This window comes from Nocardia sp. NPDC058176 (genome assembly GCF_042883805.1).
Lineage (GTDB): Bacteria > Actinomycetota > Actinomycetes > Mycobacteriales > Mycobacteriaceae > Nocardia.
On sequence record NZ_JBHVVA010000002.1, the window covers coordinates 626,746 to 650,410 of the forward strand.

Sequence of the window (23,665 nt, forward strand, 5' to 3'; positions counted from 1 at the left end):
ATGCAGCACGACAAAGAAGCGGCCATCGTCGACAACGGAAACAAGGTGCGCCGCTGGATCGTCTACGTCGCCGGAATCTACATTCTCACCCTCGGACTCAGCCTCGCCATCAGGGCCGCGATCGGCATCTCCCCGCAGAGCAGCCTCACCCGCACGATGACGCTGGTGTTCACGCCGCTGAGCCAGGGCAACTACAACCTCATCCTCGAAGTCATCATGCTGGCGCTGACCTTCCTGATCCGGCCGAAAGCCTTCAAGGCCAGCTACTTTCTCTCGATGATCCCGGCGCTGGTCCTGGCCGTGCTGCTCGATGTCAACCTCTGGCTCACCGAGTGGATCCACCTCGAGCCGTACGCGGCCAACTTCGTGTTGCTGGTCTTCGCGGACGCGCTGCTGGCCCTCGGCCTGTTCATGATGATCCGCGCGAACCTGATCCTGATGCCGATCGACCTGTTCGTGAACACCATCCAGCAGATGACCGGCCGGAAGTGGGGCAACATCAAGACGGTGTTCGATTGCACGCTGCTGGCCTTGTCGGCGGCCATCGGCCTGCTGTTCCTCGGTGCGCCGCACTTCATCCGGGAGGGCACGATCGTCAACGCGATCCTCGTCGGGCAGTACGTGAAGGGGTACTTCTTCCTGTACGAGAAGTTCGTGGCACGAAAGCGCGCCGCTCAACCGCTGCCCGTCGCCGAGTAGCCCGAACCGCCGCCGCCCGGTCTGTCGTGAACGGACCGGGCGGTGGCGTGTGCGGACCTGGGCGGGTGCGCGCGCCCGCCATAGCGTTGTCGGCACCGGCGGGAAACACCGGCTGACCTCGAAAGAAGGCTCGATCATGGCGCACACCACCATCCCCACCCGCACCCGGGAGATCCACCTGGCCGCGCGGCCGAACGGCGCACCGGTCGCCACCGATTTCGCCCTCGTCGAGCGGGAGCTGCCGGAGCTCGCCGACGGACAGATCCTGGTGCGCAACACCTGGATGTCGGTCGACCCGTACATGCGCGGCCGGATGGACGACAAGCAGTCCTACATCCCGCCGTTCGAACTCGGTGCGGCACTGGATGGTTCGGCGGTCGGCGAGGTGATCGACTCCCGGTCGGCCGACATCGCGGTGGGCACGACCGTCTCGCACTTCGCGGGCTGGCGCGAACACGCGGTCGTCGACGCTGCCACCGCCACCCCGATCGATCCGGAACTGGCTGCCCCACAGCACTTCCTCGGCGTGCTCGGCACCACCGGCCTCACCGCCTACGCCGCGCTCACCGAGGTCGCCCCGGTCCGCCCCGGTGACACGGTGTTCGTCTCGGCCGCCGCGGGTGCGGTGGGCAGCGTCGCGGGCCGGCTCGCCAAGGCGCTCGGCGCGAAGCGGGTGATCGGCTCGGCGGGCGGACCGGCCAAGACGCGCAAGCTGCTCGACGAGTTCGGTTTCGACGCGGCGATCGACTACCGCGCGGGCGATCTCGCCGGTCAGCTCGCGAACGCCGCCCCCGACGGCGTCGACGTCTACCTCGACAGCGTCGGCGGCGAACACCTGAAAGTCGCCATCGAGGCGCTGAACCAGCACGGCCGCATCGCCCTCGTCGGCGCGATCAGCGGCTACAACGGCGCCACCGCCCAGCAGACACCGGACCTCTACCTGGCCGCGACCAAGGAAGCCACCCTGCGCGGCATGCTCGTGACCAGCTACTTCCCCCTCTTCGGCGACTACATCGCCAAGGCCGCCGCCTGGCTCGCCGACGGCACCCTGCACACCGCCGAAACCGTCTACACCGGCCTCGACCAGGCCCCCGCCGCCTTCCTCGGCGTCCTCACCGGCGCCAACACCGGCAAGATGCTCGTCCGCCTCACCTGAGCATCAAGATCATCAGGCTCTGGTGACGTTCGGCTCTCGGCCGATGCTCGCACCAGAGCCTGGTGATCAATCGGCCGGCTCCGGGGTGTGCCAGACCTGGGCGGCGACGCGGGTGAAGTTGCCGTGGAAGAGGGCGGCGCGTTCGGTGGGGGTGAAGCCCCGGGTGGCGAGGAGGTCGTCGAGGCCGGGGGTGCCGAGGAGTTCCTCGGGTGGGACCCATTGGAGTGGGCCCCATTTGGTGTAGGAGTCGGAGAAGGCGGCGGGGTTGTCGCGGATCTCGTCGTTGAATTCCTCGCCGTCGAAGGAGTAGTCGGAGCCGATGCCGATGTGGTCGATGCCGACGAGGTCGACGCCGTAGCGGATGTGGTCGGCCATGGCGGCGAGGCGACCCGCGTGGTCACCGGGGTCGTTGTGGCCCAGGAAGATTCCCACGCCGTTGATGCCGATGACGCCGCCGGTCGCGGCGCAGGCACGGGCCTGGTCGTCGGTGATGTTGCGCGGATGCTCCCACAGGGCAGTGAAATTGGAGTGGCTGTAGATCATCGGGACGCCGGTGTGGGTGGCGATGTCGAGTCCGGTGCGCCGCGAGCAGTGCGATCCGTCGGCGAAGACCCCGACCTCGTTGAGCTTGCGCACCAGGTCTTTTCCGTAGCCGGTGAGGCCGGTGTCGTGCGCGTCGAGGCAACCGCAGCCCGCCGCGTTCGCGTGGTTGTAGGTGGGCAGGAGCGAGCGGACGCCGAGCCGGTGGAACACTTCGACATTGTCGAGATCGCCGCCGAGCGGGGCGGAATCCTCCAGATCGAAAGCCAGGGCGATGACATCATCGCGGCCGACATCGGCGAGGGTCGCCACCAACCGGAACCGTGGATCGGCCGCCGCCTCGTCCCGGAACTGGTGCAGCAGGGCCAGCGAATCCGCGGTGCGCTGGGCCGAATAACCGACATTCACCGACAGGTACGACCCGAGCGGATACCTGGCGAGTTCGGCGATCCGCGCCGTATGCCGCAGTGGCAGACAGCAATGCTGTTCCCAGAGCCTGGGCGGCACCGATCACCTCCGTTATCGTTTCCTGACCAGCGATCCTACGGATCGCAACACTCCCGACATCACCGCGCCGCTAACGAGCCGTTCGATGGGTCCGATTAATCAGTAACTTTCGACCCCCTGCTCCAAAGGCGGTGCGACATGCGTCGCTTCCTCGTGTTCCTGGCCTCCCTGGCGACCTGTCTTGGCCTGACGGCCCTGCCCGCCGCGGCCACCCCGTCCTACTGCGGTCTCACCTGGGGCTCGCTCGACAAGAGCTCTTCGGGCTACGCCCCGGCGACTGTCGGCAATGTCCGCGCGGGCCGCCACGACTGCTTCGACCGGCTCGTCATCGACCTGACCGGCCCGGCCCGCGGCTACTGGGTGGCCTACGTCGACCGGGTCACCCAGGACGGTTCCGGCGACCCGGTTCCCTTGCGCGGCGGCGCTTTCCTGCGCGTGATGGTCCAGGCGCCGTCCTACGACGAGGACGGAAACAGCACCTACAACCCCGCCAACCGCACCGAGCTGGTCAACACCTCCGGGTACCAGACCTTCCGGCAGGCCGCCTGGGCCGGTTCGTTCGAGGGTCAGTCCGGCCTCGGCCTCGGTGTCCGCGCCCGGCTCCCGTTCCGGGTCATGACCCTCGACGGCCCCGGCGCCGGTGGACGCGTGGTGATCGATGTGGCCCACCACTGGTGACTCACCACCCGGGCCGCTTCGGCCGCGAACCGACCAGTTCGTCGGGCTTGGCGGCCGAACGCGACCGGTAGACGATGTAGGGCCGGTAGAAGTAGCTCAGCGGCGCGCTGAAGGCGTGCACCAGGCGGGTGAACGGCCAGAGCGCGAACAGGGTGAGCGCGATCAGCACGTGGATGTGGAACGACAGCGGCGCCTGCGCCATCAGGTCACCGCGCGGCTGCAGGATCCAGATCGAACGGAACCACGGCGAGACCGTCTCCCGGTAGTTGTGCTCGGGACCGACCGCGCCGGACCCGATCAGCGTGGTCGCCAGGCCGGTCACCAGGGCCGCGACCAGCACCAGGTACATGATCTTGTCGTTGCGGGTGGTCGCGGTGAACACCGGGCCGTTGCGGCGGCGGCGATAGATCAGCAGCGCGATACCGGTGAGGGTGGCGATGCCCGCGATGCTGCCCAGGACGATGGCCTGGATGTGATAGACGTGCTGGCTCATGCCGATGGCATCGGTCCAGGACTGCGGGATGACCAGACCGATGATGTGGCCGAAGATCACCACCAGCATGCCGTAGTGGAACAGCGGACTGCCGATCCGCAGCAGCCTGCTCTCGTAGAGCTGCGAGGAGCGGGTGGTCCAGCCGAACTTGTCGTAGCGGTAGCGCCACCAGGTGCCGACGATCAGGATCGCCAGGCTCACGTACGGGATGATGTCCCAGAAGATCGGGCTGGTCATGTCAGGCGAGGTCCTTTCGCGACAGCGGGTTCCCGACGCGGCGGCACGGTCAGGGTGAACAGCGCGAGCCCGACCGATTCGGTGGGCGGACCCGCTTCGACCAACCGACGCGCCCAGCCGAGATCCTGTTCGGTCGCGGGCGGCAGGGTCGCACCGATCGCGGAAAGTACCGGGGCATACCGGGATTGCTCGTCGAGGAGGGCGAGGCCGATCGCGTGGATGGCACGCCGGTGCGCGGCGAGCAGGGCCGCGCCCGACACCGGGTCGACGGTGGCGGCGAACTCCAGGACGACAGGCAGATGATCGGGAACCTCGCCGACGGGTGGGCCCACTCCGGCCGCGCGGTAGGCCTCGGTGAACGCCAGCATGGCCAGTCCGCGATTGCGGGTGTCGCCGTCGCTCCAGTAGGTGAGCAGCAGCGTCGCCCGCCTGCGCAGGTCGAAAGTGTCCACATACTGTTGTGCGGCAACACGTTCGGACAGGCCGCGCAGCGCGGCGGCGGTGTCGAGCAGTGGGGCGGCCTGCTCGGGCGGCAGGTGCGCGCACAGTTCGTCGACGAGGTCGAGCCGCGCGTTCAGTCCGGCGTCGGGATAGGCCAGCAACAGTGACGCCGCCTGCCACACCACCCGGTGCTCGGCGGTGCGGCGGGCGGTGCGGGTGAACTTCATCGTCTGCTCCCCGGGAACATGCCCTCCGGCGCGCCCTTGCCGTCCCAATTGAGCAGATTGACCCGCGAGGCGCCGACCGTTTCGCTGGTCTGACGCTGTTTGAGTGCGTGGAAGGTCTCCACCGCGACCGGTACCGGCTTGCCGCTGGTCTCGCCGAACGGCCCGGAGACCTGCTCGTACATCCCCGGTCCGCCATCGAAATCGAGCGCGCAGTCGGCCACCGATTCCTCCAACTGATGGCCCTGATCGGCATAGGCCGACGGAATCACGTACCGGTCTTCCATTTTCGCGAGCGCGAGCAGGCGATACATCCGGTAGATCTGTTCCTCGGTCATCCCGACGGCGGCGGGGATGTGCGCCTGTGGTTCGCGCCCGAGGTTGATGTCGCGCATGTAGGAGCGCATGGCAGCGAGCTTGCGCAGGACCACCGCGACCGCCTCGGTATCGCCCGCGGTGAACAACCCGGCCAGATATTCCAACGGAATACGCAGTGATTCCAGCGCGCCGAAGAGATTGCCGACGTCCTCGCCGTCGTGACCATCGCGGCTGACCGCGTCGACGACCGGCGAGAGCGGCGGGATGTACCAGACCATCGGCATGGTCCGGTATTCCGGATGCAGGGGCAGTGCGACCCGGAAGTCCTTGATCAGCGCGTGAATCGGGGAACGCTGGGCCGCCTCGATCCAGCTGTCGGGGATCCCCGAGGCCCGTGCGCCCGCGACGACTTCGGGGTCGGCGGGATCGAGCAGCACGTCGACCTGCGCCGGATACAGATCGCGATCGTCGGGGACCGATGCCGCGTCGAGCACCCGGTCCACGTCGTAGAAGATCAGCCCGATATAGCGCAATCGGCCCACGCAGGTCTCCGCGCACACCGTCGGCAGACCCACCTCCACCCGCGGATAGCAGAACGTGCACTTCTCGGCCTTGCCGGTCTTGTGATTGAAGTACACCTTCTTGTACGGGCAGCCCGAGATGCACATCCGCCAGCCGCGGCACTTGTCCTGGTCGACGAGCACGATGCCGTCCTCGGTGCGCTTGTACATCGCCCCCGACGGACACGAGGCGACGCAGGCCGGATTCAGGCAGTGCTCGCAGATGCGCGGCAGATAGAACATGAACGTCTGCTCGAGCTCGCCCTTGACCTTCTCGCTGACCTGCGCCAGCACCGGATCGCCTGGCACGATCTCCGGCGACCCTGCCAGATCGTCGTCCCAGTTGGCCGACCAGTTGATCTTCATCCGCTCGCCGGTGAGCAGCGATCGCGGTGCGGCGACCGGGATCTGGTCGCTCAGTGGCGCGTTGATCAGGTTCTCGTAGTCGTAGGTCCACGGCTCGTAGTAGTCGTCCATCGACGGCATCTTCGGATTGGCGAAGATGTTGGCCATCTTGGCGAAACGGTCACCACCGCGCAGCCGTAACCGGCCGCGTTTCAGCGTCCAGCCGCCGCGCCATTTCTCCTGATCCTCGTAGCGGCGCGGATAACCCTGTCCCGGACGGGTTTCCACATTGTTGAACCAGACGTATTCGGTGCCGGCTCGATTGGTCCATGCCTGTTTGCAGGTCACCGAACAGGTGTGGCAGCCGATGCACTTGTCCAGGTTCATCACCATCGCCAACTGCGCCATGACTTTCATCAGTACGTCACCTCCTGGCTGCGGCGACGGACCACGGTCACTTCGTCGCGCTGGTTTCCGGTCGGGCCGAGATAGTTGAACGCGAAGGAGGTCTGGGCGTACCCGCCCGCCAGATGGGTGGGTTTGATGAGCAGCTGGGTGATCGAATTGTGGATGCCGCCACGGGTTCCGGTGGTTTCGCTCAGCGGGACATCGATGGTGCGTTCCTGCGCGTGATAGACGTAGACCACGCCCTGCGGCATCCGCTGTGACACCACCGACCGGCACACCAGCACGCCGTTGCGATTCACCGCCTCGACCCACTCGTTGTCGCGCACGCCGATCTTCTCGGCATCGGCCGGGCTCATCCACATGGTCGGGCCGCCGCGCGAGAGCGACAGCATCAGCAGGTTGTCCTGGTATTCGGAGTGGATGGACCACTTCGAATGCGGGGTCAGGTAGCGCAGGGTCAGCCCGACCCCGGTGCGCTCGCCGATGGCCGGTTCGCCGTAGAGCCTGCCCATGTCCAGCGGTGGACGGTAGATCGGCAGCGCCTCGCCCAGTTCCTCGAGCCAGTCGTGGTCGACGTAGAAGTGCATGCGCCCGGTGAGGGTGTGGAACGGTTTGAGGTATTCGATGTTCTGGGTGAACGGCGCGTAGCGGCGGCCGCCGGTCTCGCTGCCCGACCACTCGGGGCTGGTGATCACCGGCACCGGGCGGGACTGCGTCTCCGCGAACGTGATTCGCCGTTCCTCGCTGCCCTCGGCCAGTTTGGTCATGTAGCGGCCCGTGCGCCGGTCCAGTTCCTCGAAGCCGGCCACCGCGAGCCTGCCGTTGGAGGTGCCCGACAGCATGAGGATGGTCTCGGCGGCCTTCTCCGCGGTCTCCATCGCCGGACGACCCACCGCCACACCGGAATCCATCACCCCGTGCAGGTGCCCGAGTTCGACGACCTCCTGATCGGGGAACACCGTGACGCCCTTGGTGGTCATCCCCTTCTGTTCCACCAGCGGACCCAGCGCCGCCCATTTCTCGGCGATCGCGGTGTAGTCGCGTTCGACGACGACCAGCGGTCCCATCGTCTTACCGGGCACCGGCGCCACACCCGTTGTCTGCCAATTCGACTGAGTGCCGTGGGGATAGGCCATCGCGCCGGGGGTGTCGTGTTGCAGCGTGCCGAGCACGACATCGGTCCGAGTCCCCAGGTGCACCCTGGCCATCGCCGAGAACGCGCGAGTGATGGCGGCGAAGGCGTCGAAGTCGGACCTGGTCTCCCACGGCGGGTCGATGGCCGGGGTGAAGGCGTTCATGAAGGGGTGCATGTCCGTGCTGGACAGGTCGGCCTTCTCGTACCAGGTGGCCGCGGGCAGCACGATGTCGGAGAACAGGGTGGTCGAGGTCATCCGGAAGTCGATCGACATCAGCAGGTCGAGCTTGCCCTCGGGCACCTCGTCGGGCGAGACCACGTCGACCGGGCGCTGTTCCGGCGCGGCCAGGTCGTTGCGCACGTTCGAACCGGTGCCGAGCAGATGCTTCAGGAAGTACTCGTTGCCCTTGGACGAGGAGCCGAGCAGATTCGACCGCCAGACGCTGAGCACGCGCGGCCAGTTCTTCGGGTTGTCGGGGTCCTGCACCGCGAAGCGCAGTGCGCCGCTGTGCAATTGGTCGACGGTGTAGGCGACCGGATCGAGCCCGGCGGCCTTCGCCTGTTCGGCGAGATCCAGCGACGACCGGTCGAACTGGGGGAAGTACGGCGTCCAGCCCATCGCCACGGCCGAGCTCAGCACGTCCATCGTGTGCTTGTCGCGGAACAGGCCGCGCCCGGTCGGGGCGGCCAGCACATCGGCGCGGTAGCCGTCGTAGCGCCACTGATCGGTGTGGGCGTACCAGTAGGAGGTGCCTGCCATCAGCCGCGGCGGCCGCGACCAGTCGGTGCCCATCGCCACGGTCGACCAGCCCGTCACCGGCCTGCACTTCTCCTGGCCCACGTAGTGCGCCCAGCCGCCGCCGTTGCGGCCCATCGAGCCGGTGAGCAGCAGCATCGCCAGGATCGCGCGGTAGGTGGCGTCGCCGTGGAACCACTGGCAGATGCCCGCGCCCATGATGATCATGGAGCGTCCGCCGGAATCGATGGCGTTGTCGGCGAACTCCTTGGCGATCCGGATGACCTGCTCGCCGGACACTCCGGTGATCGGTTCCTGCCAGGCCGGGGTGTAGGGCGAGTCGGGGTCGTCGTAGCCGGTGGGCCAGTGGCCGGGCAGATCCGCTCGCGCGACGCCGTACTGGGCCAGCATGAGGTCGAAGACGGTGCACACCCGGCGACCGGCGACGACGCGCACCGGCACGCCGCGCTCGATCGTCTCGCCGTGACCGTCCACGGTGTCGAACCGCGGCAGGGTCACCACCGCACTCTCCCCGTCGGCCACGGTCAGCGCGGGCTGGAGATCACCGAGGTCGAGGTTCCACTTGCCCACGCCCTCCTCGCCGAACCGGAACCCCAGCGAGCCGTGCGGTGCCGCGGGCGCACCGGTGACGCTGTCGAGCAGGACCGGTTTGAACGCAGCGTTCTCGGAAGTCTCGCCGAGGTCGGCGGCGGTGAGGTTCTTGCCGGGGACCAGGCGCCCGTCGCGTTCCTCCAGGCTGATCAGGAACGGCAGATCGGTGAACCGGCGGACGTAGTCGACGAAGAACGGCTCGCGCCTGCGCACGAAGTACTCGGTGAGGATGACGTGCCCCATGGCCATCGCCATCGCGCCGTCGGTGCCCGCCGCGCACGGCATCCACTCGTCGGCGAACTTGGTGTTGTCGGCGTAGTCGGGGCTGACGGTGACGACCTTGGTGCCGCGATAGCGCACCTCGGCCATCCAGTGCGCGTCCGGTGTCCGCGTCACCGGGACGTTGGAACCCCACATGAGCAGGTAGGAGGCATCCCACCAGTCGCCGGACTCGGGCACGTCGGTCTGGTCGCCGAAGACCTGCGGGGAGGCCACCGGCAGGTCGGCGTACCAGTCGTAGAAGGAGGTCATCACGCCGCCGAGCAGTTCGACGAACCGCGAACCGGCCGCGAACGACACCATCGACATGGCCGGGATCGGCGAGAATCCCGCGATCCGATCGGGGCCGTATTCGTTGATGGTGTGCACGTGCGCGGCGGCGATCATCTCGACCGCCTCGTCCCAGCTCACCCGCACCAGACCACCCATGCCCCTGGCTCTCTGGTAGGTGCGGCGACGCTCGGCGTCGGCCTGGAGGTCGGCCCAGGCGAGCACCGGATCGCCCAGCCTGGCCTTGGCCTCGCGATAGAGCTCGACCAGCACGCCGCGCGCGTACGGGTAGCGGACGCGGGTGGGCGAGTAGGTGTACCAGGAGAAGGCGGCGCCGCGGGGGCAGCCGCGCGGCTCGTAGTCGGGCCGGTCGGGGCCCGCGGAGGGGTAGTCGACGTCCTGGGTCTCCCAGGTGATGATGTCGTCCTTGACGTAGACCTTCCACGAGCACGAGCCCGTGCAGTTCACCCCGTGCGTGGAGCGCACCACCTTGTCGTGGCTCCAGCGGTTGCGGTAGAAGATGTCGCCCTCGCGGCCGCCGTCGCGGGTGACGGTGCGCCGGTCGCCGGATTCGCTGCCGGGAGTGAAGAACCGGCCGCTGCGCACCAGCAGGTCCTCGACCGGTCCGCCGATGTGATCTTCGCGTGCCACGAGCGTCTCCTTCGAACGAATCGGACCGAGGACATCGGCGGCCGGGCTACTCCCTGGCGTGCAGCTTGGTGACCGTGTAGACGAGCGCGGCGAGCGCGGTGGCGGCCAGCAACAGCAGCCCGACGGTGTAGCTGTGGTGCGGCTCGTCGTAGGTGACGCCCATGATCAGCGGCGGGAAATAGCCGCCGAGACCGCCTGCGGCCGAGACGATTCCGGTGACGCTGCCGACATTGGAACTGGGCGCGCGCCGTGCCACCCAGGCGAACACGCCACCGGTGCCGACCCCGAGGAACAGCGCCATCGTGATGAACGTGATGGCCGAGCCGACATCGGCCGGCGGCTTGAACGAGGCGACGACCGCCATCACCGCCGTCCCCGCCAGCGAGGCGACCACGACGTACTTCGGCGCGATCCGGTCCGAGAGCGCACCGCCGATCGGCCGGGCGATCACCGCGGCGAGCGCGAAGGCGGCGGTGCGGGTGCCCGCGTCGACCGCGGAGAAGCCGTAGACGTTCTTGATGTAGGTGGGCAGGTAGGAGCTGAACGCCACGAACCCGCCGAAGACCACGGCGTAGAGGAACGACATCTCCCAGGTGACGCCGAGTTTCATCGCCGCGCGCAGCTTGGGCAGCACCGGATCGGTGTTGGGGGTGAACTCCGGGGAGTTGCGCATGAACAGGATGCACAGCACCGCGGTCACCGCGAGCGCCGCCGCGACGATCAGGTGGGTGGGCAGCAACCCGAACCAGTCGACGAAGCGCGGGGTGAAGAAGGCCGAGACCGCGGTGCCGACCATGCCCGCGCCGAACACCCCGGTCGCGAACCCGCGCCGGGACGGCTCGTACCAGGAGTTCGCGAACGGGATGCCGACGGCGAAGACGGTGCCGGGAATGCCGAGCAGGAACGCGAAGACCAGCATCAGCGGATACGACTCGATGCTGCCCGCGATGCCGACCGCGACCACCGGCACGATCGAGGCCAGCGAGACGCCGATGAACATCGTCCGGCCGCCGAACCGGTCGGTGAGCGCGCCGGAGACGATCCGGCCCAGCGAGCCGACCAGGATCGGCATGGCGACCATGATCGAGGCGGCCGTGCTGCTCAGCGCCATGTCGTCGGCGTAGTACGGCGAGAGCGGGCCGATCAGGTTCCACGCCCAGAAGTTGATGGCCGACACCCACGTGGCCAGGACGAGGTTGCGGGTCGGGGACCCGGTGCGTACCGCTGCCTGTAGCGAGGTCACCCGATCAGGAGAACACAGCCCCCGGGATGTGACGTAGCGAACACGCAACAATCCGGCAACTCGTACAGAATCGGCTCTAGCTCAGGTTATAGCGAATCAGGCGCCGTGAATCGGTAGCTGGCATCCACCGCCGAACACCGATCCACCCGCGCCCGCTGAAGCGATCGACCGCATCGGCAACAATGTGGGGATGACCGGCGTTGAGCAGAATGTGACCGATTCCTATCTCTGGCTCGAGGACGTGACCGACGAGGGCGCGCTGGACTGGGCGCGCGCCCGCAACGAGGTGGTGGCGCAGCGGTTCGCGTCGACCGACCGGTTCGCCGACATCGAGCACGAGGTGCTCGCGATGCTCGACGACGACACCAAGATCGCCTTCCCCGGGCGGCGCGGACCGTGGCTGTACAACTTCTGGCGCGACGCCGAGCACAAGCGGGGGCTGTGGCGCCGGACCACGTTCGAGTCCTATGCCACCGACGAGCCCGACTGGGATGTGCTGATCGATGTCGACGCCCTGGCCGAGGCCGACGACGAGAACTGGGTGTGGTCGGGTGCGGCGGTGCTGCGTCCCGCCCAGGAACGCGCGATCATCCATCTCTCGCGCGGCGGTGCGGACGCCACCGTCGAACGCGAATTCGACCTGACGACAAGGCAGTTCATCGCCCCCGAGGACGGCGGGTTCTTCCTGCCGGAGGCGAAGTCGCGGATCGGCTGGATCGATGCCGACACCGTCTACGTCGGTACCGATTTCGGGCCGGGCTCGCTCACCGACTCCGGCTACCCGCGCATCGCCAAGCGCTGGGCGCGCGGCACCGAATTGGCCGCGGCCGAAACCGTGTACGAGGGCGAAGCGGGCGATGTGTCGATCAGCGCGGGCTACGACCGTCACCCCGGCTTCGAGCGCCACTTCCTGGCCAGGTCGACCGACTTCTTCAACGAAGAGGTCTACCTGCTCGACGAGGACGGCTCCTGGCGCCTGCTGGAGACCCCGACCGACGCCGACGTGGGCTGGTACCGCGACTGGCTCACGGTCCGCCTCAAGACCGCGTGGGAAACCGGCGGCACGACCTACGAGCCCGGCACGCTGCTCGTCACCGATCTGCCCGAATTCCTCGCCGGTGGCCGGGAATTCGAGGTGCTGTTCGCCCCCGACCCGCACACCTCGCTGCACACCTACAGCTGGACCGAGAACCATCTGATCCTCACCACCCTGCAGGACGTGCAGACCCGGCTCCATGTGCTCACCCCGGGACCGGACGGCTGGGCCAGGGCCGAGCTTCCCGACTCCCCCGCCATGTCGACCACCTCGGTCGGGAACTCCGACCCGCTCGAGGGCGGCGACGAATTCATGCTCACCACCACGGGTTTCACCACCCCGACCACGCTGCTGAGCACCGCCGTCGGCGAGACCCCGGTGCTCCTGAAGCAGGCACCGGCCTACTTCGACGCCGACGGCATCGAGACCGAGCAGTTCTTCGCCACCTCCGATGACGGAACCTCGGTGCCCTACTTCGTGATTCGTCATCGCGACCGGCGCGGCACCCCGACGCCGACGATCATGAGCGGCTACGGCGGCTTCGAGATCTCGCGCACGCCGGGCTATCTCGGCGGCGCGGGCACGGCGTGGCTGGCGCGCGGCGGCACCTACGTGATGACCAACATCCGCGGCGGCGGCGAGTACGGGCCCGAGTGGCACACCGCCGCGCTGAAAGAGCACCGCCACCGCGCCTTCGAGGACTTCGCCGCGATCGCCCGCGATCTGGTGGCGCGCGGCATCACCACGCCCGATCGGCTCGGCGCGGTCGGCGGCAGCAACGGCGGTCTGCTGATGGGCGTGATGCTCACCCGCTACCCGGAGCTGTTCGGCGCGATCCTGTGCCAGGTGCCGCTGCTGGACATGAAGCGCTACCACCTGCTGCTGGCAGGCGCGTCCTGGATCGCGGAGTACGGCGACCCGGACAAGCCGGAGGAATGGGCCTACCTGAGCGAGTACTCGCCGTACCAGAACACCGACCCCGACAAGCAGTACCCGCCGATCCTGCTGGCCACCTCCACCCGCGACGACCGGGTGCATCCCGGCCACGCGCGAAAGATGGCCGCGCTGCTGGAATCCCAGGACCGCACCGTCTGGTACTACGAGAACATCGAGGGCGGGCACGGCGGCGCCGCCGACAACAAGCAGGCCGCCTACCTCGGCGCGCTGGGCTACGAGTTCTTCATCCAGATGCTGATGGAGGGCCGCCGCTCGGCCTGAGCCGCGCTCACCGGTCGCGCAGCCACTTCTCCACCTGATCGACGGTGGTGTCCGGGTTGGTGATCCAGCCGTTGTGTCCCAGCGGCTCCGGCTGGAACCACCGGGTGAGCTGCGCGGCCGGAAGTTTGCTCAGCAGATGGTCGGCGGAGGTCTGCGGCGCGAGGTCGTCGTCGGCGACGGTGATCGACAGGACGGGGAACTTCAGCCGCGACATCCGCTCGTCGTAGTCGATGTCGGCGCCCACGGGCACGAAGCGGCCGGTGCGCGCCAGCCGTGCCCAGTCCGACATGAGCACCTTGGACTGGCGGCCGAAGGCCCGCTTGCCCAGCCGGTCCCCCGGCCAGAACCCGGCCAGGTTCGCGGCGACCGCGACGGCCGCGGTGCCGACCAGCATGCCGGGCCCGAAGACGCCGCGGTAGCCGCGGAAGTAGGGCGTGCCGGAGGCGATCAGGATCAGCCCGCCGAGCCTGCCGCGTACCCGCGCCGCGTACATGGTGGCGAGCTGGCCGCCCATGCTGTGGCCGAGCAGGTACGGCGTGGAGCCGGGGAAGCGGTCGCGCACCACCTGCAACATCGCCGGGAAGTCGACCGAGGCCAGTTCGTGGTAGCCGTAGGTGCTGTCGGCGTCGGGGCGGTGCGAGCTGTCACCGTTGCCGCGCAGCTCACCGATGGCGACGTCGAAGCCGCGGGCGGCCAGTTGGCCGCCGAAGTATTCGTAGAACTCGCCCGGCACGGCGAGGCCGGGCACGATCACGACCACCGGACGCGGGGCGTCGGGGGTCACCGGATGACGATGCGGGCCGCGGGCCGGGAGCAGGCGGACCGGGAGGGTACTGCCGTCGGGGACCTGGATCTCGACGATCTCGACCCGGGCCATCAGGCCCCTACCGCACCCAGGATCACCCGGCTCAGCACCTGGATCACATCGTCGAGCGGGGGCCGGGGGTCGGTGCCGCTCCAGCCGTCGACGACGTAGTTCACCGCACCGATGATCGCCAGCACCCGCAACTCGTAGTCACCGGAGGGGATCTCACCCTGCATGGCCGCGTCCTCGGCGGCGCTGGCCAGTAGCGAGCCCCACACGCGGCGCAGCTCGAGGCGGAACTTCTCGACCTTGGGTCCGGCACCGACCACCTCGACCAGCGCGACGCGCGCCTTGCGGGGATCGGAGCCGATCGCCTCGACATAGGCGCGCACGGCGGTGTTGATCTGTTCGAGCACGGTGGCGTCGGGATCGGCCTCGAGCGCGACGGTCACCGCCTCGCGCGACTGCCGGTCGATCTGCTCGTACAGCTCCAGCAGCAGCGATTCGCGGCCGGTGAACTCCTCGTAGAACTGCCGAGAGGAAAGCCCGGCGTCCTTACAGATGGCGCCGACCGAGCTGTTGGCGTACCCGTCGCGCGCGAAGACCGTCAGGCCTGACTCCAGAAAACGCGCACGCCGCTGGCGTTGCCGGTCCTCTACGGGCTGCCCGGCATACATTCGTCCCGTATTCGCATCCTGTGACATTGTCGCTGACAATACCGAAGGGCCCGATCCCCTCGTCATGGATCGGGCCCAACGGCCGCCCTTCCGGCTTACCGCGCGTTAGCCGAAAGTTGGCTACAGTCTGCTCAGTTGCCCGAGCCCTGCACCGAACCGGTGCTCAGCGAGCTGGTGAGCAAGCTCAGCAGCAGGGCGAGAATGTTGCCGTCGCTGTCGTTGTCGGTGATGTTGTAAAGCATGTGCCACTCCAAGTTTTGCTGCTCTGTGACGTCGTTGTCACCGGCCATTTGCCGTCTCGGACGATACCGAGGCCAATGTGAACAGGGAGTGTTTTAAAGGAATTCCCTAGAACTTTTCCGGCTCGCCCAGGCTCAGCATGAGCCGGTTGGCCCACGAGAACGAGGCCGTCGACAGCACCAGATCGTGAATGTCGGCGTCGTCGAAGCCGAGTTCACGCAGCCGTCGCAGTTCCGCGTGCGCGGGCCGTGGCGGGTGCGCGGCCAGTGCGGCGGTGAAATCGATGATGGCGTCCCACCGTTGGTCGATCCGCACCGTCACGCCCTCGTCCAGCAGCCGCTGGACATCCTCGGCGCGCTTGGACAGCTGAGTGGTGAACCGCGAGTGTACCGACGCGCAGTACTCGCAACCGTTGTATCGGGAAGTCACCGTCGCGGCGAGCTCACGCTCGGCGCGCGTGAGACCCGCACGGCTGTAGAAGATGTCCTTGTCGTTGGCGCTGCGGTGCGCGAGGACCCGCGCGTTGCGGGCCAGCAGCCGGAAGTACGGACTCTCGCCACGCTGACCTTCCAGCAGTGGGCGCTGCTCGTCGTCGGCCTCGGCCAGGGCGATCGGCTCCACCCACGGCACCCAGTCGAGCTGCTCCTGAGTGAAACCCGTTGGACGCGCGCTGATCTCGACGTCACGCACTTCGGTCATCGCTGCTCTCCGATCAGGGCGAGACCGGCCAGCAGCCGGACCTGGTAGTTCACGAAGCCAACCAGCTGCGACACGGTGACGATGTCGGTCTCGGTCAGTCCGGCGGCCAGCAGGACCTCGATGTGGGCCCGAGTGCTGGTGGCGGGGGCGGTGGTGAGGCGGGTGGCGTGCAGGAGGGCGGCGGCCAGCTTCGCGTCGGCCGAATCCAGCTCGGCACCAGCGGTTCCCGCTTGCGCGGCGTAGTGGTCCGCCAAGCCCTCGGCCTCGGCGAGAGTGGCGACGTGGGCGGCGATGGCGGCGAGACGCTCGCGGCCGAAGGCGGTGCCCGCGGGTCCGTCGAACAGCGCGTCGTGCACGGCCTGGGTCTGCTCGACCACCACGGGCCTGCTCGCGCGTACGGCGGCGACCCGGGCCGCGGTCTCGCTGCCGAGCACACCATCGATGACATCGGATCCGGCGCTCATGCCGAACTCCTTTCACTGACCGGCCAACCCGGTCGCGGCGCGACCTCGGTGGCGAAGAGTTCGTTGTCGAGGGCGGCCGTGATCGGCGTGTGCCCTCCCCGCGGTGGCGAAGACTGGCCACTCATGCCGCCGCCTTGCCCAGGTAGGCGTCCCGAATGGCGGGGTTGTCGAGCAGTTCGGTGGCGGTGCCGTGCAATACGATCTCGCCGCCGCGCAGCACATTTCCGGTGTGCGCGATCGAGAGCGCCAGCTCGGCCTGCTGTTCGACGATCAGGATCGCCAGGCCCAGTTCGGCATTGAGGCGGGCGATCTCGTCGAGGACGCGGTCGACGAACAGCGGTGACAGGCCCATCGTCGGCTCGTCCATGCAGATCAGCCGTGGCTTGCTCATCAGGGCTCTGGCGAAGGCCAGCATCTGCTGCTCGCCACCGGAGAGAGTGCCCGCCTGCTGAGTTCGGCGTTCCTTCAGCCGCGGGAAATGCTCGTAGAGCTCCTCCGCCCTGGCCTGGAGCACTCGGCGGCGTTCCTTGCGGATGTACCCGCCGACGTGCAGGTTCTCCTCCACCGTCATCGCCGGGAACACCCGCCGCGCCTCGGGCACCGAGGCCAATCCGGCCTCGATCCGCTTGGCGGGTGAACTCGCGCTCACATCGACGCCGTCGATGCGCACCGCGCCAGAGGACGGGCGTAGCAGGCCGAGCGCGGTCTTCATCGTCGTCGACTTGCCCGAGGCATTGCCGCCGAGCAGCGAGACGATCTCACCGGGCCGCACGCTCAGCGACACCTTGTCGAGCGCACGCGAGGGGCCGTAGTGCACCGTGACCTCGTCGAATTCCAGGATGGGCGTGGCATTCTCGTCAATCGGCACCGGCGGTCACCTTCTCTGTCGCGGTCTCGGCGGCGGACGCGCGCAGGCGGCGGCGCCCGAGATAGGCCTCGATGACCCGCTCGTCGTTCTGGATCTGCTGGGGCGTGCCCTCGGCGATGACGCGGCCCTCGTCGAGCACGAGCACCCGGTCCGACAGCGCGTTGACCAGATCCAGTTTGTGCTCGACCAGCACGATGGTCTGCCCGGCCGCTTTCAGCTCGGCGAGCTGCCTGCCGACCTCGGCGGTCTCGGTCTGGTTCATGCCCGCCGCGGGTTCGTCGAGCAGCAGCACCCGTGGCTGCAACGCCAGCGCCCTGGCGATCTCGGTGCGGCGGCGATTGGCATAGGACAGCGTGTAGGCATTGTTCTCCGCGCGTGGGGCGAGGCGCTCGGCGAAGCGGGCCAGCTGGGCGTCGACCAGGGCATCGGTCGCGCGCCGCTCGGCCCGCACCGCCGGTGTCGGCACCAGTGCCAGCGCGGTCTCGGCCAGCAGCGGTATCCAGCGCAGGAGCGGGAAGCGCGCCAGCGATTGCAGCGGCCGGGCGGCGGTGACCGTGGTGTGCAGGCCGATCTCGATGTTCTCGCGCACCGTCAGACTGCCGAACACCCGGCCGTTCTGGAACGTCCGGGCGATGCCCGCCCCCGCGGCCGCCTCCTGCGAGCCGGGCCGCAGCCGCACACCGTCGACCTCCACCCGCCCCTCGTCGGGGCGCAGCACGCCCGAGACGAGATTGACGGTGGTCGTCTTGCCGGAGCCGTTGGGTCCGATGATCGACACGAATTCACCTGGCGCGACCTGCAATTCGACACCGTTGACCGCCTGCACACCGCCGAAGGACTTGCGCAGCCCGGTCACCGAAAGGACGGGGTCACGCGGGGACTCGGACACGTTCACTCCTCACCAGCACACCTTGCGGACGGAACCGGATGATCAGCAGCAGCACCACGCCGTAGAGCAGGATGCGGGCCTCCGGCGCCAGCCGCAGCGCCTCGGGAACGCCGATCAGCACCACCGCGCCCAGCACCGCGCCATAGGGCGAACCGGTGCCGCCGAGCACGAGGATGGTGATGATCAGCAGGGACATGGGCAGGTTGAACACCGTCGGGTCGATGTAGCTGTACTGGTGCGCCAGCAGCGCGCCCGCGATCCCGGAGAACAGCGCGCTGATCGCGAAGGCCAGCGCCTTGTAGTCGCGCACCGGGATGCCGGAGGACCGCGCGGCCACCTCGTCGGCGCCGACCGCGCGCAGCGCCGTGCCGAGCCGCGAGCGCTGGATGCCGACCACCACCGCGAGGGTGATCGCCAGGAACAGCAGATCCAGCAGATACACCTCGGTGTTCTCGGTGAACTCGTGGCCGAGGATGCTCGGCACCGGGATACCGAAGATGCCGTAGGAACCGCGGGTGAGCGATTCCCAGTTGCGGATCACCGCGACGATCACGATGCCGATGCCCAGGGTCGCGATGGCGACGTAGTGCCCGTTGAGATTCCACAGCGGCGCGGCCAGGATCGAGGAGAGCACCGCCGCCAGCACCCCACCGGCGAGCGCGGCGGCCAGGAACGGCCAGTCGTGGTTCACCGTGAGGATGGCCGAGGTGTAGGCGCCGATCGCGATCGGCCCGGCCTGCCCGATCACCAGCTGCCCGGCCGACCCGGCCACCAGCGTCATCGAGACCGCGACGATCGCGTACGCCAGGATCTGGGTGCCGACCACGATGGCGTAGTTGTTGGCCACCAGCGGCACCACGATCGCGGCCACCGCGAACAGCAGCACCGCGTGCCACCAGCGGACCCTGAGTTGCCGCCCGAGGCCGAGGAAGGTGCCGGTGAGCGGTTCGGCGCTGATCGCGGGCACCTTGGCCAGCAGGCCGCCGGGCCGCAGGATCAGGAACGCCACCAGCACGCCGAAGGTGATCAGATCGCGGTAGCCGTCGCCGAAGGTGTAGATGCCGAAGGCCTCCACGATGCCGAGGGCGAAGCCGCCGATCACCGCGCCCGGGATCGACCCGAGGCCGCCGATGGTGGCCGCGACGAACCCGGTGAGCCCGGCGAGCATGCCGCTGTGCGGGGAGATGTTCGAGTTGTAGATGCCGACGAAGATGCCCGCGAGCCCACCGAGCCCGGAGGCGATGGCGAAGGCGAGCAGCTTGATCCGCGAGACCCCGATCCCCATCTGCGCGGCGGCATCCGGGTCCTGCGCGGTGGCGCGGATGGCCAGGCCGTAGCGGCTGAACCGGAGGAACCCGGCCAGCCCGAGCATGACCACGATGGTGATCGCGAACATCACCAGATCGGAGGTGCCGAAACGGACGCCGCCGAGCTGGAAGTTGTTGGTGGGCAATACCTGTGGGAACGGACGGGTGTCCGGTCCGAAGACGATCTGGGTCAGGTTCTCGATGATCAAACCGGCCGCCACCGTGGCCAGCAGCGCCGCGATGGCCGGTGCCTTGCGCAGCGGATGCACCGCGAGCAGGTCGATCAGGATGCCGACGATCGCGGTGATCGCGACCACCAGGATGACGGTCAGCCAGAACGGGAAGCCCTGCTCGGCGATGAACCACCAGCCCAGGATGGAGCCGAGGGCGAACACCGCGCCGTGCGCGAAATTGATGACGTTGGTGACGCCGAAGATGAGGGTGATGCCCACGGCGAGCAGCGCGTACGCGTTGCCGTGGACCACACCGGCGATCAGGGTGTCGAACATCAGCGATTGCCGGTCGGCACGAACTTGCCTTCCTGCAGCACCAGCTCACGCGGAGCCACACCCTGCGGGCGACGCGTCTCCTGGTCGAAAGCGAAGGTGCCGAGACCGATTCCGGTGAACTGGGTTTCGGTCTTCAAGCCCTCGAGGATGCCCTCGCGGGTGGCGCCGCCCTTCTTGGCCGCCTGCACCAGCACGTTGAGCGCGTCGTAGGCGTAGACGTTGAAGTCGCCCGGGTCGGTGTTGAACTTGGCCCGGAACTTGGTGACGAACTCCTGGGTCTTCGGATCGGGATCGGCGGGGCTGAAGATGCCGTTGACGATGTCGCCCTCGGCCGCCTTGCCTGCCAGCTCGATGAACTGCGGGGTGTTCTGGCCGCCGAAGAACTGGCCGTCGAAGCCCACGTCACGCAGCTGCTTGACCACCAGCGCGCCGTCGGGACCGTAGCCCAGGTGCACGAAGGCGTCCGGGTTCGCCTCCCGGCCCTTGATCAGGATCGGCTTGACGTCGGTGGAGTCGGGCAGGATCGGCGAGGAGTAGGCGATCTCGACGCCCTTCTCCTTGGCGAACCGCTCGAAGAACCCGAAAGCCTGCTTACCCCAGTCGGTTTCGAGGTAGACCACCGAGACCTTCTTGGCCTTCTTCGACACCCACTCGGCATTGCGCTCCTGGAACACGTCGAGGGTGATCGACGGGCTCCACGAGTAGTCGCCGCCCTTGGTGAAGTCCACCGCGGAGTTGGTGAAGCCGTACTGCACGAGCTTGCCGCGGTTGTAGATCGGCGAGGCCGCGATCGAGGCGGGCGAGGAGAAATCGCCCAGCTCGGCGATGATGGACTTGTCGTCGACGAACTTGGTGGCGATCGGCACGGTCTGCTTGGGATCGGACTGCGAGTCCTCCCACTTGAGCTCGACCTTGCGGCCGTCGATGCCGCCCGCCGCGTTGATCTCCTCCAGCGCCAGGTCGAAGCCCTGCTGCCACAGCCTGCCGTACTCGGCCGACGGGCCGGTGCGCGGACCGGAGACGCCGAAGTACACGGTGCCCTCGCCCGCTTCGGTGCTGTCATCGCTGCAACCGACCACCGCGGCCGCCACGGTCACGGCCGCGAGGGCTCCGGCGATGATCTTGAAACGGCGGCGCGAACCGACCGAAAACTTGCTCATTGCTCTTCCTTAGAGATGATGAATCAGCGCACGACAAATGCGAGAATCCAAGCGCTTGCGCTATCTGATCGATATCGCCTGGTCGTCACCCGGGGCACCCCACCGCCAAGCGAGGGTTGCCGATCAGCGAGCCGGGGCTCGAACGTGCTGATACTCGTGACCGTGGTCGAAATGTAGCAGCACTCGCACGCATGTCCGGCCGGTCGAGTGGGTACCCGATGTGGTTCCCGGACAGGCGGATACGGAGCTAGCTGCGGCAATGGACACGCGCCCAGCTTCAGATCAGCTCGAGACAAAAGTTCGGGTCCCGGGGCGGGATCAGCGCAGCCTGCGACAAATCATTGTCGCCGTCGGCCCAGGTCGGTACCTCTAGTGCTATGACCACCGTGCTGCACATCAACGCGTCCGCCCGTGGCGAATTCAGCCAATCACGCGCTATCGCACAGACTTTCATCGAAACCCTCGCCGCGAAGGATTCCGGGCTGCAAGTCGACACCCTCGATCTGTTCGAAGCCGGGCTGCCCGAGTTCGGCACCGACGCCGCGGCCGCCAAGCTGGCGGTGTTCACCGGCTCGGAGCAGACGCCAGAACAGGTGGCCGCCTGGGAGCAGGCACGCACCGTCTTCGACCGCTTCGCCGCCGCCGACCTCTACGTGTTCAACATCCCGATCTGGAACCACGGCGTGCCCTACATCCTCAAGCAGTACGTCGACATCGTCACCCAGCCGGGCTGGGCCTTCGGCTTCGATCCCGAGGTCGGCTACTCCGGGCTGCTCGAGGGCAAGCGCGCGGTCACCGTCTACACCAGTGGCGTGCACCAGCCGGGCGTGCCGATCCAGTTCGGCAACGACTTCGCCACCCCGTTCGTGCAGGACTGGCTGCGCTTCGTCGGCGTGAAGGACGTCGCCGAGATCCGGTTCGCGCCCACCGTGCTCACCGAGGATCCGCAGGTCGGGTTCGCGGCGGCGCAGGAGCGGGCCCGTGAGCTCGCCGCCGACTACTGAAGCGGCGGTGCGGGGGTGGGCGCCGACGGGGAGAACAGTCGCGACGATCTGTGCCGTAGGGATTCTCGTCGTCGGCCAGCTGTACGTGGTGCTGCCGGTGCTCGGCGACCTGGCCCAGGTGTGGGACACCTCCCGCGCCGCGGCGACCTGGACGACCACTGCCTTCGGGCTCGCCTACGGCGTCGGGTTTCTGGTGACCGGCCCGCTGTCGGACCAGTGGGGCCGCCGCCCGGTGATCGTGGGCGGCCTGGCGGCGACGGCCTTGTCCACCCTTGTGGTGATCGCGGCGCCGAGCCTGGGCACCGGCCTGGCCGCACGGGTGATCCAGGGCCTGACGGCTTCGTTCTTCGCGCCCGCCGCGTTCGCCTATCTCGCCGAACGCATCGCCCCGCAGCGGCGGGTCTTCGCACTCACCTGCCTGACCAGCTCGTTCCTCGGCGCGGGCGTGCTCGCGCAGGTGCTGGCCCAGCTCGTCGACGACGCGTTCGGCTGGCAGGCGGTGTTCGTGGCGGGCGCGGCGGGCTTCGCGCTCTCGGCACTGCTGCTGCACGTGGTACTCGAACCAGGACAGCGCGCGGGCACGACCGGCTCGGTGGGCGCGGTCTTCACCGCGTTCGCCGCGCTGCTGCGCGCCCCACGCCTGGCCCTGCTCTACGTCAGCTGCCTTGCCGTGCTCGGGTCCTTCGTCGGGATCTACACCGGCGTACAGCTCGCGCCGCCCGACGGCGTCGGCACCAGTAGCACCGCCCTGCTCGCCCTGCGCGCCAGCGCCATCCCCGCCATGATCGCCATCCCCCTCCTGGCCACCCGTCTGTCCACGATCAACCCCGAACTCCGCCTGATCACCGCCCTGTCGACAGCCGGCCTCGCCGCCGCCGTCACCGCCATCCCCCTCGGCGGAATCTGGGTCGCCACCTGGCTTTTCGTCTTCGTCGCCGCGATAGCGGTAGCCGCCCCGGCCGCCGTCCAAGCCATCGCCGCCCAAGCAGGCCAAGCCCGCGCCACCGCCACCGCCCTCTACACCTTCGCCCTCTTCCTCGGCGCCAGCGCGGGCCCTCAGTTGGCCAACCTGGTGGCCGACAACGGTTTCACCGCCGTAGCCCTCGCCATCGCCACCCTCGGATTCGCGGGGGCCGCCCTGGCCTTCGCCTCCACGAGGGTTCACAGCACCTGATGAGCTGGGCCGCCTCGATATCGTGGCGGCCCAGTTTCAACCAGCCGGTCAGGTTCTCGGCAGATCGGTGACCATTCGGACCG

The 23,665-nt window shown here is 68.2% G+C and carries 20 protein-coding genes and 1 riboswitch; of the genes, 6 read left to right on the forward strand and 14 right to left on the reverse strand.

Annotation, left to right across the window (positions count from 1 at the left end):
• Together ACFVVM_RS15430 and ACFVVM_RS15435 are read left to right on the forward strand one after the other, a co-directional pair.
• Complete coding sequence (locus tag ACFVVM_RS15430) at window positions 1–699, forward strand: YitT family protein (RefSeq protein ID WP_387617895.1); 699 nt, start codon at window positions 1–3, stop codon at window positions 697–699.
• A gap of 136 nt (window positions 700–835) precedes the next feature.
• Window positions 836–1,855 (forward strand): NADP-dependent oxidoreductase, encoded by a 1,020-nt coding sequence (locus tag ACFVVM_RS15435; RefSeq protein ID WP_387617897.1) that lies wholly within the window; start codon window positions 836–838, stop codon window positions 1,853–1,855.
• A gap of 66 nt (window positions 1,856–1,921) precedes the next feature.
• Here ACFVVM_RS15435 and ACFVVM_RS15440 read toward each other — a convergent pair whose 3' ends face one another.
• On the reverse strand, window positions 1,922–2,902 hold the full coding sequence (locus ACFVVM_RS15440) for a dipeptidase (protein WP_387617899.1): 981 nt from the start codon (window positions 2,900–2,902) through the stop codon (window positions 1,922–1,924).
• A 138-nt stretch (window positions 2,903–3,040) separates the two neighbouring features.
• Here ACFVVM_RS15440 and ACFVVM_RS15445 point away from each other — a divergent pair, with 138 nt between their 5' ends.
• Window positions 3,041–3,580, forward strand: coding sequence for a hypothetical protein (locus ACFVVM_RS15445; RefSeq protein WP_387617901.1), 540 nt, complete (start codon window positions 3,041–3,043; stop codon window positions 3,578–3,580).
• Between the two features lies 1 nt (window position 3,581).
• On the opposite strand, the gene narI is transcribed toward ACFVVM_RS15445, so the two are convergent.
• From narI to ACFVVM_RS15470, 5 genes are read right to left on the reverse strand one after another with little or no spacing between them, the layout of a single operon-like run.
• Entirely contained in the window at window positions 3,582–4,310 is a 729-nt protein-coding gene (gene narI, locus ACFVVM_RS15450; RefSeq protein WP_387617903.1) for a respiratory nitrate reductase subunit gamma, read from the reverse strand.
• The gene (gene narJ, locus ACFVVM_RS15455; protein WP_387617905.1) at window positions 4,307–4,978 is read right to left on the reverse strand and encodes a nitrate reductase molybdenum cofactor assembly chaperone; all 672 of its coding nucleotides are present in this window, start codon (window positions 4,976–4,978) and stop codon (window positions 4,307–4,309) included. The genes narI and narJ overlap by 4 nt, the downstream gene beginning before the upstream one ends.
• Entirely contained in the window at window positions 4,975–6,615 is a 1,641-nt protein-coding gene (narH, locus tag ACFVVM_RS15460; protein WP_387617907.1) for a nitrate reductase subunit beta, read from the reverse strand. The genes narJ and narH overlap by 4 nt, the downstream gene beginning before the upstream one ends.
• Entirely contained in the window at window positions 6,615–10,289 is a 3,675-nt protein-coding gene (locus ACFVVM_RS15465) for a nitrate reductase subunit alpha (RefSeq protein WP_387617909.1), read from the reverse strand. Before ACFVVM_RS15465 ends, narH begins: the two co-directional genes overlap by 1 nt.
• Window positions 10,290–10,335: 46 nt before the next feature.
• Window positions 10,336–11,532 carry a nitrate/nitrite transporter gene (locus tag ACFVVM_RS15470; protein ID WP_387617911.1) on the reverse strand — a complete coding sequence of 399 codons (1,197 nt, stop codon included), beginning with the start codon at window positions 11,530–11,532 and terminating at the stop codon, window positions 10,336–10,338.
• 190 nt (window positions 11,533–11,722) lie between these two features.
• Here ACFVVM_RS15470 and ACFVVM_RS15475 point away from each other — a divergent pair, with 190 nt between their 5' ends.
• Window positions 11,723–13,786 (forward strand): prolyl oligopeptidase family protein, encoded by a 2,064-nt coding sequence (locus tag ACFVVM_RS15475; RefSeq protein WP_387617913.1) that lies wholly within the window; start codon window positions 11,723–11,725, stop codon window positions 13,784–13,786.
• Between the two features lie 7 nt (window positions 13,787–13,793).
• Here the strand turns inward: ACFVVM_RS15475 and ACFVVM_RS15480 are convergent, their stop codons facing one another.
• The 8 genes from ACFVVM_RS15480 to ACFVVM_RS15515 all read right to left on the reverse strand — a co-directional run bounded on the left by ACFVVM_RS15480 (window position 13,794) and on the right by ACFVVM_RS15515 (window position 21,404).
• The gene (locus ACFVVM_RS15480; protein WP_387617915.1) at window positions 13,794–14,663 is read right to left on the reverse strand and encodes an alpha/beta fold hydrolase; all 870 of its coding nucleotides are present in this window, start codon (window positions 14,661–14,663) and stop codon (window positions 13,794–13,796) included.
• A complete protein-coding gene (locus ACFVVM_RS15485) occupies window positions 14,663–15,295 on the reverse strand; it encodes a TetR/AcrR family transcriptional regulator (RefSeq protein ID WP_387617917.1) in 633 nt (210 codons plus the stop codon). The genes ACFVVM_RS15480 and ACFVVM_RS15485 overlap by 1 nt, the downstream gene beginning before the upstream one ends.
• Before the next feature lie 321 nt (window positions 15,296–15,616).
• On the reverse strand, window positions 15,617–16,207 hold the full coding sequence (locus tag ACFVVM_RS15490; RefSeq protein WP_387617919.1) for an alkylhydroperoxidase domain protein: 591 nt from the start codon (window positions 16,205–16,207) through the stop codon (window positions 15,617–15,619).
• Window positions 16,204–16,671 carry a hypothetical protein gene (locus ACFVVM_RS15495; RefSeq protein WP_387617921.1) on the reverse strand — a complete coding sequence of 156 codons (468 nt, stop codon included), beginning with the start codon at window positions 16,669–16,671 and terminating at the stop codon, window positions 16,204–16,206. The genes ACFVVM_RS15490 and ACFVVM_RS15495 overlap by 4 nt, the downstream gene beginning before the upstream one ends.
• Before the next feature lie 121 nt (window positions 16,672–16,792).
• Window positions 16,793–17,539, reverse strand: coding sequence for an ABC transporter ATP-binding protein (locus ACFVVM_RS15500; RefSeq protein WP_387617923.1), 747 nt, complete (start codon window positions 17,537–17,539; stop codon window positions 16,793–16,795).
• Window positions 17,529–18,428, reverse strand: coding sequence for an ABC transporter ATP-binding protein (locus ACFVVM_RS15505; RefSeq protein WP_387617925.1), 900 nt, complete (start codon window positions 18,426–18,428; stop codon window positions 17,529–17,531). The genes ACFVVM_RS15500 and ACFVVM_RS15505 overlap by 11 nt, the downstream gene beginning before the upstream one ends.
• Window positions 18,409–20,244 carry an ABC transporter permease gene (locus ACFVVM_RS15510; RefSeq protein WP_387617927.1) on the reverse strand — a complete coding sequence of 612 codons (1,836 nt, stop codon included), beginning with the start codon at window positions 20,242–20,244 and terminating at the stop codon, window positions 18,409–18,411. Before ACFVVM_RS15510 ends, ACFVVM_RS15505 begins: the two co-directional genes overlap by 20 nt.
• Window positions 20,244–21,404, reverse strand: a complete 1,161-nt coding sequence (locus ACFVVM_RS15515; protein ID WP_387617929.1) for an ABC transporter substrate-binding protein — start codon at window positions 21,402–21,404, stop codon at window positions 20,244–20,246. The genes ACFVVM_RS15510 and ACFVVM_RS15515 overlap by 1 nt, the downstream gene beginning before the upstream one ends.
• Window positions 21,405–21,450: 46 nt before the next feature.
• Window positions 21,451–21,566: riboswitch (SAM riboswitch) on the reverse strand.
• A gap of 215 nt (window positions 21,567–21,781) precedes the next feature.
• Here ACFVVM_RS15515 and ACFVVM_RS15520 point away from each other — a divergent pair.
• Both ACFVVM_RS15520 and ACFVVM_RS15525 read left to right on the forward strand, forming a co-directional pair.
• Window positions 21,782–22,408 carry an FMN-dependent NADH-azoreductase gene (locus tag ACFVVM_RS15520; protein ID WP_387617931.1) on the forward strand — a complete coding sequence of 209 codons (627 nt, stop codon included), beginning with the start codon at window positions 21,782–21,784 and terminating at the stop codon, window positions 22,406–22,408.
• Window positions 22,386–23,582, forward strand: coding sequence for an MFS transporter (locus tag ACFVVM_RS15525; protein WP_387617933.1), 1,197 nt, complete (start codon window positions 22,386–22,388; stop codon window positions 23,580–23,582). Before ACFVVM_RS15520 ends, ACFVVM_RS15525 begins: the two co-directional genes overlap by 23 nt.
• Window positions 23,583–23,665 lie beyond the last annotated feature (83 nt).